This is a genomic window from Aeromonas sp. Y289-2 (genome assembly GCF_027705925.1).
Classification (GTDB): Bacteria; Pseudomonadota; Gammaproteobacteria; order Enterobacterales; family Aeromonadaceae; genus Aeromonas; species Aeromonas veronii.
In genome coordinates, this window is sequence record NZ_JAPDCH010000013.1 from 57,127 (window position 1) to 69,584 (window position 12,458).

At 60.4% G+C, this 12,458-nt stretch carries 13 protein-coding genes; 3 read left to right on the forward strand and 10 right to left on the reverse strand.

From position 1 onward, the window contains the following. Positions 1–196: 196 nt before the first annotated feature. From OKC43_RS17205 to OKC43_RS17225, 5 genes are all read right to left on the reverse strand, one after another. A complete protein-coding gene (locus tag OKC43_RS17205; protein ID WP_005337933.1) occupies positions 197–343 on the reverse strand; it encodes a hypothetical protein in 147 nt (48 codons plus the stop codon). Further along, on the reverse strand, positions 340–1,029 hold the full coding sequence (locus OKC43_RS17210; protein ID WP_047437525.1) for a M15 family metallopeptidase: 690 nt from the start codon (positions 1,027–1,029) through the stop codon (positions 340–342). Before OKC43_RS17210 ends, OKC43_RS17205 begins: the two co-directional genes overlap by 4 nt. After that, positions 1,026–2,153, reverse strand: a complete 1,128-nt coding sequence (gene dapE, locus OKC43_RS17215) for a succinyl-diaminopimelate desuccinylase (protein ID WP_270657326.1) — start codon at positions 2,151–2,153, stop codon at positions 1,026–1,028. The genes OKC43_RS17210 and dapE overlap by 4 nt, the downstream gene beginning before the upstream one ends. A gap of 19 nt (positions 2,154–2,172) precedes the next feature. Then, positions 2,173–2,523 (reverse strand): ArsC family reductase, encoded by a 351-nt coding sequence (locus tag OKC43_RS17220; RefSeq protein ID WP_064341502.1) that lies wholly within the window; start codon positions 2,521–2,523, stop codon positions 2,173–2,175. Positions 2,524–2,843: 320 nt separating this feature from the next. Beyond that, positions 2,844–3,158, reverse strand: coding sequence for a hypothetical protein (locus OKC43_RS17225; RefSeq protein ID WP_005337929.1), 315 nt, complete (start codon positions 3,156–3,158; stop codon positions 2,844–2,846). 285 nt (positions 3,159–3,443) lie between these two features. Here OKC43_RS17225 and dcuC point away from each other — a divergent pair, with 285 nt between their 5' ends. Next, positions 3,444–4,820, forward strand: a complete 1,377-nt coding sequence (gene dcuC, locus OKC43_RS17230) for a C4-dicarboxylate transporter DcuC (RefSeq protein ID WP_270657327.1) — start codon at positions 3,444–3,446, stop codon at positions 4,818–4,820. A 134-nt stretch (positions 4,821–4,954) separates the two neighbouring features. Then, positions 4,955–6,094, forward strand: a complete 1,140-nt coding sequence (locus tag OKC43_RS17235) for a M20 family metallopeptidase (RefSeq protein ID WP_270804036.1) — start codon at positions 4,955–4,957, stop codon at positions 6,092–6,094. Positions 6,095–6,235: 141 nt separating this feature from the next. Here the strand turns inward: OKC43_RS17235 and OKC43_RS17240 are convergent, their stop codons facing one another. The 4 genes from OKC43_RS17240 to asnS form a co-directional block, all read right to left on the reverse strand. Next, positions 6,236–6,892 (reverse strand): adenine nucleotide alpha hydrolase, encoded by a 657-nt coding sequence (locus tag OKC43_RS17240; RefSeq protein WP_257124639.1) that lies wholly within the window; start codon positions 6,890–6,892, stop codon positions 6,236–6,238. A 173-nt stretch (positions 6,893–7,065) separates the two neighbouring features. Then, positions 7,066–8,409 carry an anaerobic C4-dicarboxylate transporter gene (locus OKC43_RS17245; RefSeq protein ID WP_005337916.1) on the reverse strand — a complete coding sequence of 448 codons (1,344 nt, stop codon included), beginning with the start codon at positions 8,407–8,409 and terminating at the stop codon, positions 7,066–7,068. 374 nt (positions 8,410–8,783) lie between these two features. Further along, positions 8,784–9,539, reverse strand: coding sequence for a substrate-binding periplasmic protein (locus OKC43_RS17250; protein ID WP_270804037.1), 756 nt, complete (start codon positions 9,537–9,539; stop codon positions 8,784–8,786). A gap of 110 nt (positions 9,540–9,649) precedes the next feature. After that, positions 9,650–11,050 (reverse strand): asparagine--tRNA ligase, encoded by a 1,401-nt coding sequence (gene asnS, locus OKC43_RS17255; protein ID WP_043818544.1) that lies wholly within the window; start codon positions 11,048–11,050, stop codon positions 9,650–9,652. Between the two features lie 200 nt (positions 11,051–11,250). On the opposite strand from asnS, the gene OKC43_RS17260 reads away from it, so the two are divergent. Continuing rightward, entirely contained in the window at positions 11,251–11,595 is a 345-nt protein-coding gene (locus tag OKC43_RS17260) for a hypothetical protein (protein WP_005359354.1), read from the forward strand. Between the two features lie 9 nt (positions 11,596–11,604). Here the strand turns inward: OKC43_RS17260 and OKC43_RS17265 are convergent, their stop codons facing one another. Continuing rightward, a complete protein-coding gene (locus OKC43_RS17265; protein WP_270660474.1) occupies positions 11,605–12,417 on the reverse strand; it encodes a HAMP domain-containing protein in 813 nt (270 codons plus the stop codon). Between the last annotated feature and the right edge of the window lie 41 nt (positions 12,418–12,458).

Consider the following 12,458-nt stretch of genomic DNA (forward strand, 5'->3'; position numbering starts at 1 on the left):
TTTGCACTTTCTTACATTTTTCATCCCTTTTTTCAGCATGGCCGCGCCATATTCTGACAGTGACGGGGTTATCGAAAGCGGAGTCAAAGGAGCGTCGATTTCAGGATGCGCAGGGAGGAGAGGGCGGGTAAAAGTGAAACGGCACAGCAGAGGGAGAGGGGAGCACAAGGGCGCTCCCCACGGGATGGGGCGGGATTCAGTCGTCCTCGTCATCCTTCACTTCGCGGATCTTGTCCTTGTAGTTGGGCAACTGCTTCTCCAGCCGTTTCATGTCTTTGATGGCATTGAGAAACAGCCCGAGCAGGAACAGCAGCGGCAACCCTATCCACAGCCAGAGATTCATGGGATTTTCCTTTCGTCAGGACAGGTGGTGACATAACGGGCCAAAATTTCATCAAGGTTGGCCAATATGGTCGACTTGCCTTCAATATCCGCCTGTTGCAGACAAAGCGCCAGTGCCGCGGGATCGAGCCGCTGCTCATCGGACTCCAGCGAGAAGCTGATATGCCAGGGCTCGTAGGCGACCCCGCTCTCTGCCCCGACCGGCTTGGCATAAGGGAGGAAGAAGCCGAAGTCGCTCATATGATCGCTGAGCCACTCGCTGAGATCTGCAAACCAGCCCCCGGCTTCATACTCCCACGGCTCCAGTGCCAGTTTGGTATCGGCGGGCAGGCAGTCCGGGTCGTAGATATCGAGATCGGTCCCCCAGTGGTGGCGGCTGGTGCCGGGCAGGGCGCTCCAGCGCAGGATGGCGTGCAGCCGCTCCACCTCACTCAGTTGCAGGGCATCGATGGGTTGGCTGCTGGCATCGAGCAGCGGCCGTTCGCCGCGCCACTTGCCATTCCAGATGGCGAGCTGGCGCTCGAAGCTGCGCCAGCTGGAGGCCGCCTGCAGGTTGAACCCCTCATAGGCGGCCGCCACCTGCATGTCGTTGAAGGCCGCCGCGGTGGCGGCAGTTAGACGATGGGGGCCGCGCCCCACCAGAATAAGGTGGCTCTCGTCGAGCCCCAGCAGTTGTTCCTGCGTCATGCCAGCAATCTCTCGAGCACCCCTTGGTACATGTCCGCCAGCAGATCCAGATCGTCCGCCTTCACGCACTCGTTCACCTTGTGAATGGTGGCGTTGACGGGACCGAGCTCAATCACCTCGGCGCCGGTGGGGGCGATAAAGCGCCCGTCGGAGGTGCCACCAGTGGTGAGCAGGGCTGGCTGCTGGCCATTGACCGCCTCGATGGCAGAGACTGCCGCCGCCAGCAGTTTGCCTGTGTCGGTGAGGAACGGCTGGCCGGAGAGGGTCCAGCTCAGCTGATAATCGAGGCCATGTCTATCCAGCAACGCTTCGACCCGCTCGCGGATATCCATGTCGGTCAATTCGGTGCTGAAGCGGAAGTTGAACTGCACCTGCAGCTCGCCCGGAATGACGTTGGAGGCGCCGGTGCCGGCCGAGATGTTGGCGATCTGGAAGCTGGTGGGGGGGAAGTAGGCGTTGCCCTCATCCCACACGGTGGCAGCGAGTTCCGCCAGCGCTGGCGCCGCCTTGTGGATCGGGTTGTCAGCCAGATGGGGATAGGCGACATGGCCCTGCACCCCGCGTACCAGCAGATCGCCGGTGATGGAGCCGCGGCGGCCGTTTTTCACTACATCTCCGACCACGGCGGTAGAGGAGGGCTCGCCGACGATGCACCAGCGGATCTTCTCGTTGCGGGCCTCCAGGGTGTCGATCACCCGGGTGGTGCCATTGATAAAGGGCCCCTCCTCATCGGAGGTGATGAGAAAGGCGATCGACCCGGAGTGATCCGGATGCTCGGCCACGAAGCGCTCGACCGCCACCACCATGGCAGCCAGCGAGCCCTTCATGTCGGCGGCGCCACGGCCGTAGAGCACGCCATCCTTGATGGTCGGCTCGAACGGCGGGGTGTGCCATTTGTCCAGCGGCCCGGCGGGCACCACGTCGGTGTGACCGGCGAAGCAGAACAGCGGCCCCTCGCTGCCACGACGGGCCCAGAGGTTGGTGGTGTCCTCAAACACCATGGGCTCGATGACAAACCCGAGCTTGGCGAGGCGCTCCGCCATCAGGGTCTGGCACCCTTCATCGAGGGGGGTAACGGAGGGGCGGCGGATCAGATCCTTGGCCAGTGCGATGACATCCGACATCAGTTGTCCTTAGTTGTCCTTAACGGGAGAAGAGGGATTGATAGTGATCAGCCTTGAAACCCAGAGTCAGTTCGCCGTCACGGTCGAGCAGCGGGCGCTTGATCATGGCCGGGTGCTCCAGCAGCAGGGCGCGCGCCTTGGCGGTGTCGAGGCCCTGTTTGGCCTCATCCGGCAGGGCGCGGAAGGTGGTGCCGCGACTATTGAGCAGGGCTTCCCAGCCGAGTTTTGCCAACCAGCTGTCCAGATCGTCCGGGTTCAGGCCGTCGGCGCGGTGGTCGTGAAAGCGGTAGTCGATACCGGCCTCATCCAGCCACTTGCGGGTTTTCTTGATGGTGTCGCAGTTCTTGATGCCATAGAGGGTGATGGCCATGGGGAGTCCTTCTCTTGTGGGCGCTGGCCGTGGGCCGCGTCCCGAAAATCCGAATCAACAGAGTGCAAGGGCCCGATTCTGGCATTGTGGCAATCCCATGGCAACGCCGATGGTCCGGCTCGCGGGTTTTACCGGAACTGGTCACACCTGAACGGCGATTTTGAGCACAAGGTCAGAAGCAGTGGGGCTGGCATGCCCGATGGGGTTGGGTATTGCGGGAGAAGATCGACTATTGCAGGAGAAAAAGAGAAGGGGGCAAACGCCAGATAACCAAAACGCGCCAGCGGGCGCGTTTTGGTCGGCATCATCAAGCACCTCAATCAGTGCAGGGTGGTCCACTCATGGTCAAAGACCCGGGCCCGTTCCCAGGGAGCATCAGGCAGGCTGGAAGAGAGGCCAGTGTATTTGCCCACGTCGTCCACCACGATGGCGGAGAGGATCGGCAGGTTGTTTTCGGTGCAGTACATGCGGATGCGTTGCAGCAGGGTGCGCAGTTCATCCTGGCACTGCTCCAGCCCGGCCTGCTTGGCCAGTTTGGAGTAACGAATGGTAGTGCGTTCCTTTGCAGACTCGACGAGGATGTCCCACAGCTTGTAGTCGCAGGTCGAAGCACCTGCGGTGGCTTGGCTTGTCATAACTCTCTCCGGCGCGAAATGGTCGCTATATGTCGAAGCGCATCTTCGCCAGTTCGGCGCCGTCATATGTTGATCCAACGCAAAAAAGAGGGGAGTCGCGTCACACAATTCCCGGATATGGGGTGATAAAGGTTTTCCGGCAGTTGAAATAACGAAAAATTGTTACATGGCCGACATATTATGCTAATGAATCACGGTGACGGCACCTTTATTGATAGGGATCAAAGGCAAACAGTGGTCAGATCACTAGATTTCGCTCTTCGATAAATTTATCAGGAGTGAATATTGGAACTTTTATTCGTCTTGCTCGTTCTGGTGGCCGTGGTTTACGGCATTATCAAGGATTACAACCCGCAGGCGGTGCTGGCGCTGGCGGGCATGGCCATTTTTGCGGTGGCCTACTGGCTGGGGCTGCACCCCATTCTCCCCGCTGACAAGAGCACCGGCTTCGCCCTGTTCGACCTGTTCGAAGTGTTCAAGGGGATCTTCTCCTACCGCGCGGCGGGCCTCGGCCTCACCATCATGGCGGTGGCGGGTTTTGCCACTTACATGTCCCATATCGGGGCCTCCCAGGCGCTGGTGCGAGTGGCGGTCAAACCGGTGGCAGGCATCCAGTCCAGCTACCTGATGCTCTCCATCTGTTATCTGGTGGCGGTATTCGTCTCCCTGTTCGTTACCTCCGCTACCGGCCTTGGCCTGCTGTTGATGGTCACCATGTATCCGGTGATGCGCAACCTCGGCATCAGCCCGGCCTCCGCCTGTGGTGTCATCGCCACCTCCCAGGCGTTTGAAATTGGCCCGACCCAGACCAACGCCATCTTCTCCGCCGGTCAATCCGGCATGGATCCGACCAGCTATTTTGTTGACTACCAGATCTGGCTGGTGGCCCCCATGCTGCTGGTGACCATGGTGCTGCACTTCTTCTGGCAGCGTCACTGCGATCGCAAGGATGGCTGGGATCCTGCGCTCCATCGCGGCGATCATGCCGAGCTGGACGAACAGGGCACCGAGAGCGTGCAGGCGCCTACCTGGTATGCCCTGCTGCCGATCATCCCCTTCGTGCTGATGATGACCTTCTCCAAGCTTCTGGTGAGCGACATCAAGATGAGCGTGGAGGTGGCCATGCTGCTGTCGGTCTTTATCGGCATGCTGTGCGAGCTGCTGCGTAGCCGCTCGGTGCGTAACGCGTTTGCCGGGCTGTCGAGCTTCCTCGATGGCATGGGCAAGGTGTTTGGCCCCGTGGTGGCGCTCATCGTCTGTGCCGAGCTGTTTGCCGAATCTCTCAAGGCCATCGGCGCCATCGATACCCTGCTGCACTCTGCCAGCAATGCCGGTATCGGCAGCGGTCTGATGACCCTGGTGATGGTGGCGCTGATCATGGTAGCGGCGGTCATCATGGGCTCCGGCAACGCGGCGTTCCTCAGTTTCTCGACCCTGGCACCGGCGGTGGCGGCCAAGTTTGGCGTACCTGCGGTGACCATGCTGCTGCCGATGCAGCTCGCTTCCAGTATCGGCCGCACCGTCTCCCCCATCGCAGCGGTACTGATCGCCTGTGCGGGGATTGCCAAGGTATCGCCCTTTACCGTGGTCAAACGCACCAGCGTGCCGATGGCGGGGGCGCTGGTGACGGCGCTGACCCTCAACTATCTGCTGTTTATGTAGTGATGTGGGTTATGTAGTGGTGTTTGGAATTTACCGGTCGGGCGGGTGGCATGGCTGCCCGCCTTTTTCTCACTGTGTCGCTTTGTTGCAATAGACGATCGGCCATCAACGCTGATTGTTGCATGGAGAAGATAATGACAGTTGTAAAGAGCCCGTTTTCCCTCGATAACTATCTGGCCGATTTGGCCCCGCTCATCAACCTCGATTGCGGTACTCGCACCCCGGCCGGGGTAGCGAAAGTGGCCGACATCATGACCGAGAAATATGAGGCCATCGGCTGGCAGGTGACTCGCCACCAGTTTGCTGCCGAGTGCGGCCCCTGCCTCGAGATCACCAATGCGCCGGGTGCCGATCACTACGACGTGATGCTGTGCGGCCACATGGATACCGTCTTCCCCGAGGGGACGGCGGCCAAGCGCCCGCTGAAAATCGAAGGCAATCAAGCCTTTGGCCCCGGCGTCTCGGACATGAAGAGCGGCCTGCTCTCTATCTGGTATGCACTCAAAGAGATGGATCCGGCATTGCTTGCCAAGCTCAAGGTGCTGGTCTGCTACAACTGCGACGAAGAGATTGGCTCCCCCTGGTCTAAGGATTGGCTGGTGAAAAAAGCCAAACAGAGTGGCTGCGTGCTGGTGGCCGAGGCAGCCCGTCCCAACGGGGATCTCATCAGCGCCCGCAAGGGCAATGCCAAGTACCGCATCACCTTCCACGGCAAGGCGTCCCACGCCGGTTCGGCCCTGACCGAAGGTGTCTCTGCCATCACCGAGCTGGCGCATTGGGTGCTGGCCATCAACGAGCAGGTCAACATGACCACGGGCACCACCATGAACGTCGGCGTGGTACAGGGCGGCACCGGCGTCAACGTGGTGCCGGACTTTGCCGAGGCGATCGTGGATTTGCGCTTCTGGAGCAACGAAGAGGCCGCTGCGGTACACGACCGGCTCACCTTTATGGCCAACAACCCCTTCCTCGCGGGTTGTCGGGTCGAGGTGGATCGCCAGAGCTTCAAGCCGGCGATGCGCCCGAGCGGTGACACCGAGGCGCTGATGGCGCTGGTAGAGGCGGCAGCCAAGGAGGAGGGGATCCCCTTCAACTGGCTGGAGGCCGGTGGCGGCTCGGATGCCAACTTCACCGCCGCCGCAGGTGTGCCGTCGCTGGATGGCTTCGGCCCCATGGGGGGCGGTTTCCACTCGGAAGCGGAGTTCCTGCTGCTGGAGAGCATCGAGCCGCTCATCCGCCTGCTGCAGCGGGTGCTGGGCAAGCTGGCGAAATAAGCCGGTTTATCCCTTGTTCGGGTCGTCATGGCCTGCTCAAAACTGGTCCGCTCAAATCCAAACGGGAGGCTGTTGCCTCCCGTTTTTTTATCTCGATTTTGCGCATGTCCCTGAACGAGCGCGCCAGATGGTTTGAGGCCGTTACCCCAGTGGCTCGGCCAGGTAGGCCAGATGATCCTGCCGCGCCACCTGCCAGCCATCGAGGCGCAGTGGGGCGGCAAAGCCCGGGCCATCGGTCACCATGGTGTGGTACTCCCCCTGCTCGCCGCAGGCATCGAAGCCCTCGCGCTCGGCCAGTTGTTGCAATTCCACGAGGGTGGCGGTATCGAGGGTGCGTCCAGTCCACTCGGGAGCCAGCACCCGGGTATTGACGCAGGAGAGGTGGGCGACGATGCCGCGGGCCAGCATATCCGCCAGCAAGGCTTGACGAGATTGCTGCCAGAGCGGGGTATGGACGGTGAGACCCAGCGGCTGGCAGCGTTCGCGGATCCAGTTTGGTGCGCCCCCCACGCTGTCGATATCGCCGGTGACTACGCCATCGAGTTGCCACTCCTCCTTGAGCCGTGCCAGTGCCCGCTCATAACCGAGATCGAACGGTGCTTCTATGGTGACCAGCAGATGTGGCAGCCCGAGGGCTTCCGCCTGACGGCGCACCAGCGGCAAGGGGTGAGCGAGAAATCGGGGTTCTGGCGGCGCAAAGGTGGCCAGTGCCATCACCTGATGGCCCGCTTGGCGAGCATGACAGAGGGCCAGCATGGCATCTTTGCCACCGCTCCAGAGCAGGATGACGCGAGACATGGATGAGATTCCGGTGGTGAACGAGGGGGCATGCTACCCAGCGGCGGGGGCAGAGGTAAAGGCATGGTGTCCGGAAATGGCGGCGGGGAAAGGGTTGGGGTAACAGAGCGGGAAAAAAGCAGGCCCCCGAAGCGGGGGCCTGTATTGCAATGGCGTGGTAAACGCCGCTGCGATTAGAGCAGGATGCTGGTGAGGATAAAGCCCAGCGAGCAGGAGGTCACCACCCCGATCAGCCCCGGAATGATGAAGCTGTGGTTGATGATGAACTTGCCGATACGGGTGGTGCCGGAGCGGTCGAAACCGATACAGGCCAGATCGCTCGGGTAGGTTGGCAGTACGAAGTAGCCGTAGCTCGCCGGCAGGAAGGCGATCAGCAGCTTCGGCTCCACACCCAACGCCAGCCCCATGGGGGCGATGGCGGTGAGGGCGGCGGCCTGGCTGTTTACCAGCTTGGAGATGAGGAAAAGCACCAGGGCGTAGGTCCAGGGTTGGGCCTGTACCACATGGGCCAGAGTCTCTTTGAGCAGGGGCATGTGAGCCTGGAAGAAGGTCTCACTCATCCATGCCACCCCGAATACGGAGAAGATGGCGACCATGCCTGCCTTGAAGACGGCACCGTTGGCGATCTCGCCCGGCTTGACCTTGCAGCGCATCAGGATGATGGCACCGGCGATCAGCATCATCATCTGGATCACCAGGTTCATGGAGAGCGGGCCGGTCTTGTCCTTGATGGTGAACACCGGACGCAGACCTTCGTTGGCGCCGAGCAATACCACGGCAGCGATGGCGGCGAAGAAGATCCAAGTAGACCAGTAGGCCTCTTTCGGGAACTTGGTGTTGAGCAGGGTTTCACCACCGCCGTAGATGAAGGCGCGCTGCTCCGGGTCTTTGATCTTGGCCTGGAACTCTTCGTCCTTGTCCAGATCCTTGCCGCGACGCAGGCTCCACAGGGCCGCCACGATGACACCGGTCAGGGAGGAGGGGATGGCGATCATCAGGATGTCGAGCAGGCCATAAGCCTGACCGATACCGTGACCGGCCGCCAGAATGGAGACCATGGAGACCACGGCAACGGAGACCGGGGAGGCGCAGATGGCCATCTGGGAGGCAACGGAGGCTACGGCCATCGGGCGCTCGGGACGGATGTTCTTTTGCAGCGCGATGTCAGCGATGATGGGGAACATGGTGTAGACCACGTGGCCGGTACCGCACAGGAAGGTGAGGGTCCAGGTGGTGAGCGGCGCTAGGATAGTGATGTATTGCGGGTGACGGCGCAGCAGACGCTCGGCTACCTGCATCATCAGGTTGAGGCCACCGGCAGTCTGCAGGGTGGCGGCACAGCCGATCACCGCCAGAATGGTCAGCATTACCTGAACAGGCGGTTCGCCCGGCACCAGGCCGAAGACGAAGGTCAGCAGGAAGAGACCGATACCACTGATGAGACCGAGTCCCATGCCCCCAAAGCGGGTACCCAGCAGCAAGCAGCCGAGTACCACCAAAAATTCCATCAAGATCATTCCGTTACCTCGTGTGATTCAACCCATATTGCCGCGGGTAGCCTGAACCATGAATTGTCATTGTCTGTTTTATTTAGCCCAAAAGGGTTAGTTGCTATTCTGCTCCCCTGAAAAAGTGAAAAAATTGAGTTACTTCAATAACTCGATGAATTTTTGATTAAACCACTTAAAAACCACGTACTAACAAAAACATCATTTCTGTCACCAAGTGGTATCACTCGGGGCCAAGCCATCGGGTGGTCATGGCGGTAGAACAGAGCGGCAACAGGGCTGCAGGGGAGGGGCATAAAAAGGGCTCGATTGCAGCAGAAGAGGGTGAAAAAGCCAGCGCTCAGGCTATTTTTGCCAGCAAGGGCAGACTTCGTCGGGTCTGCTCACTTGGCCGCGGGTGCTTGTTGCAGATGGCGGCGCTGATAATCCTCGCTCAGCTTGGCAATATCGAGTCTGGCAATGGCCTGTGCCAACTGTTGCTGCAACGCCTGCTGATCGGGACGAAACATGATGTGCAGGCTCTTGTGTTCGAGGATCTTCGGGTGAAATTGCAATCTGGCGCTGCTCAGCTTGCGATCATGGTTGATGAGCCAGTGAAAGACATCCCGGTCGATCACCGCCAGATCGAGCCGGTCGCGCTGCAATTTGCGCAGGTTGAGCAGGTCGGAATCGACGGCGGCAGTGTTGAGGCGCTTGTTGGCCATCAGGGCATCGAATTCACGGGTGTTGACGTACCCTTCCACCACGCCGATCCGATAGGGGGCGAGATCCGTGAGCTGCTGCCAGGGGATGGGGGGGCCTGAGCGCTGCGCCATACCCAGCACACTGTCGCCTACGCTGGCTGAGCTGCGCCACAGGGTCGGCAGGGTGTCGGAGAGGTACTCGGGAAAATAGCCGCTATAAGGCTGGGTCGGGTCGGCCGCCAGCCGTACCGCCCGCTGCCAAGGATAGAAGTCGAACGTCACCTCCAGTCCTGCTTCGGCAAAGGCGCGTTTGACGATATGGCCGGTGAGGCCGCCATCGGGCAGGCTCTGGCTGGTGTAGGGGGGCCACTCCAGGGTGGTCAGACGAACAGGCTCGGCCCACAGTTGAACAGGCATGCAGGACAGCAGGAGCGAGAGCAGCAGGCGATATCCCATAGGCGACGAGTTCCTTGTGCCGATTGATCCTGAGTATCACCCATAACGGTGACAATAAAAAAGCCGACCCACAGGTCGGCTTTTGCAATGCAGTGGCAAGATGCCGCTGATCAGAACTCGGCGGTACGCGGAGTACGCGGGAACGGGATCACGTCGCGGACGTTGCCCATGCCGGTCACGTATACCACCAGACGCTCGAAGCCCAGACCGAAGCCGGAGTGCGGCACGGTACCGAAGCGACGCAGGTCGCGGTACCACCAGTAATCTTCCTTGTTCAGGCCCATCTCGGCCAGACGGGCATCCAGCACGTCCAGACGCTCTTCACGCTGGGAACCACCGATAATCTCGCCGATGCCCGGTGCCAGTACGTCCATCGCGGCAACGGTCTTGCCGTCGTCGTTGAGGCGCATGTAGAAGGCTTTGATATCTTTCGGGTAGTTCTTCACCACCACCGGAGACTTGAAGTGCTCCTCGGCCAGATAGCGCTCGTGTTCGGAGGAGAGATCGATACCCCAGGAGACCGGGAATTCGAACTTCTTGCCGCAGTTTTTCAGCACTTCGATGGCGTCGGTGTAGTCGATCTGGGCGAAGTCGGAGGAGACGAAACGCTCCAGACGGCCGATGGCATCCTTGTCCACGTGCTGGGCGAAGAACTCCAGATCGTCGCGACGCTCGGTCAGTACGGCGTTGAAGACATACTTCAGCATGGCTTCGGCCAGTGCGGCGTTATCTTCCAGATCGTTGAAGGCCACTTCCGGCTCAACCATCCAGAACTCGGCCAGGTGGCGGCTGGTGTTGGAGTTTTCAGCGCGGAAGGTCGGGCCGAAGGTGTAGACCTTGGAGAGTGCGCAGGCATAGGTTTCGGCGTTCAGCTGGCCGGATACGGTCAGGAAAGCTTCTTTGCCGAAGAAATCTTCGTTGTAGTCCACCTTGCCGGCGTCGGTGCGCGGCAGGTTTTCCATGTCCAGAGTGGAGACGCGGAACATCTCGCCGGCACCTTCGGTGTCAGAGGCGGTGATGAGCGGGGTCGCAACCCAGAGGAAACCCTCTTCGTGGAAGAAGCGGTGGATGGCTTGCGCCAGGCAGTGACGAACGCGGGTCACGGCGCCAACGATGTTGGTGCGCGGGCGCAGGTGGGCCTGTTCACGCAGGTATTCGATGCTGTGGCGCTTGGCGGCCATCGGGTAGGTATCCGGATCTTCGACCCAGCCGACTACCTTCACCTCGGTCGCCTGCAGTTCGAAAGCCTGGCCGCTGCCCTGAGAGGCGGCAACCACGCCGGTCACTTCCACGGAGCAGGCAGTGGTCAGACGCAGCACTTCATTCTCGTAATTGGCCAGGGTATTGGGGACAACTGCCTGTACCGGATGGAAACAGGAGCCATCGGAAATGGCCAAAAATGAGATCCCCGCCTTGGAATCACGGCGAGTCCGGATCCACCCTTTGACAGTTTGGGTGGTGCCGACCGGATACTTACCGGCCAGCACATCTACTACGGATGCGTGCGTCATCGAAATATTGTCTCCAGCTTGTTCTTGCAGCGCTATTTGCAACACTAGGGAGTCTGGCCCGGGCACAGATGGCCCACCATGGCAGACTAAGCCGTCAATCTTACCCGCGCGGGTTTGATAAACAAGCAAAAATGTCGGACTCTGGTGGGGTTTTCGGCATGGTTCACTCAACAAGAGTGTCACGGGCGCAGGAGAGGTGGGTGAAAGATCGGCGGCATGGGCCAGATTGGCTGACACGGGTGTTGCAGGGGCTGGTGATGCTCTGCTGGGGTGGCTTTATCGTGCTGCTCTCCCTTTACCACTATGCCCGCCCTGAAATTGCCTACGGTTTTCTGGTCTATGGCGGGATCGAGGTGCGCGATTATTGGGACCCGGCCCTTACCCCCTGGCTGGTCTACGGGCTCTGGAGCTGCTGCGCCCTGACGCTGGCGGTGTTGCTGCTGGAGCGCAAGCGCAGCCGCCGTCAGGATGACTCCCGGCATGTCAATCTGGCCATCCTGCTATTGGTGCTGATCGCCAGCTTGCTCTTTTACTACGTCGGTTAAGCGCCCGCCTCAGCGGGGCTGATCCGGTTCCTGCCTGCTGGCCTTGGTGCGCTTGCCGAGCTGTCGCTCCACACTGTCGAGCATCTGGTTGTAGGCCACCGCCACCCGGCCAATCTCGTCGCCGTCATCCCCCTCCAGCCGGTGGCCGAAGTCGTGCAGGTCGGTGGCCTCTTCCATGGAACGGGTCAACTGGTTGAGGGGGCGCACGATCCAGGTGCGGATGACCCAGAGGGTCAGCAGCAGTCCCACCCCGAAGATGCCGGTGAGGATCAGCGCCGAGGTGAGGATATTCTGCTCGACCCGGGTAAACAGCGAATCGAGGGAGTAGTCAAAGCGCACCGCACCAAGCACGGTGTTCTCCGGTACCAGATGACAGCTGGTGCAGTCGGTGCCGCGAAAATCCTTCTTGGCCAGCAGCGGTCGAGTGACCACCAGACGGCTGTGCATGCCGTTGTGCACCACCACCAGGCTCCCTTTGCCCGCCAGAGCCAGCTCATCAAACTCATCTTTTACCTGCTCTGTCTCTCGTCCCGGCCCGAACTGTTTGCTCACCGCGTCGCCACGGACGATGCGGGCATCCTCCACATGGGCATGGTCGAGAAATTTGCCGCGCAGGGTATCGCGGGCATCCATCTTGCCGGTCAGCATCAGCATGTTGAGGCCGTCGAAATAGGCTTCGGTCTGCTCGCGGCTCTGCTCCTTGATGAGGGTCAGGATGAGATCGCGCTCGCGCACCGCCTGATAGGCTGCGGAGAAGACCAGTACCATGGAGAAGATGAAGAGCAGGAAAAAGTTGATTTTGGCAGCAATGGAGAGGCGCATGAGCAGTCTTTCTTGATGGTAAAACCGCAGCAGTTTACCCC

Excerpts from the sequence above, each read along its gene's own strand:
- OKC43_RS17250 (WP_270804037.1), bottom strand. The coding sequence starts at position 9,539 with ATGGGATATCGCCTGCTGCTCTCGCTCCTGCTGTCCTGCATGCCTGTT.
- OKC43_RS17245 (WP_005337916.1), bottom strand. The coding sequence starts at position 8,409 with ATGATCTTGATGGAATTTTTGGTGGTACTCGGCTGCTTGCTGCTGGGT.
- OKC43_RS17210 (WP_047437525.1), bottom strand. The coding sequence starts at position 1,029 with ATGACGCAGGAACAACTGCTGGGGCTCGACGAGAGCCACCTTATTCTG.
- OKC43_RS17235 (WP_270804036.1), top strand. The coding sequence starts at position 4,955 with ATGACAGTTGTAAAGAGCCCGTTTTCCCTCGATAACTATCTGGCCGAT.
- OKC43_RS17240 (WP_257124639.1), bottom strand. The coding sequence starts at position 6,892 with ATGTCTCGCGTCATCCTGCTCTGGAGCGGTGGCAAAGATGCCATGCTG.
- asnS (WP_043818544.1), bottom strand. The coding sequence starts at position 11,050 with ATGACGCACGCATCCGTAGTAGATGTGCTGGCCGGTAAGTATCCGGTC.
- OKC43_RS17220 (WP_064341502.1), bottom strand. The coding sequence starts at position 2,523 with ATGGCCATCACCCTCTATGGCATCAAGAACTGCGACACCATCAAGAAA.
- OKC43_RS17205 (WP_005337933.1), bottom strand. The coding sequence starts at position 343 with ATGAATCTCTGGCTGTGGATAGGGTTGCCGCTGCTGTTCCTGCTCGGG.
- dapE (WP_270657326.1), bottom strand. The coding sequence starts at position 2,153 with ATGTCGGATGTCATCGCACTGGCCAAGGATCTGATCCGCCGCCCCTCC.
- OKC43_RS17225 (WP_005337929.1), bottom strand. The coding sequence starts at position 3,158 with ATGACAAGCCAAGCCACCGCAGGTGCTTCGACCTGCGACTACAAGCTG.
- OKC43_RS17265 (WP_270660474.1), bottom strand. The coding sequence starts at position 12,417 with ATGCGCCTCTCCATTGCTGCCAAAATCAACTTTTTCCTGCTCTTCATC.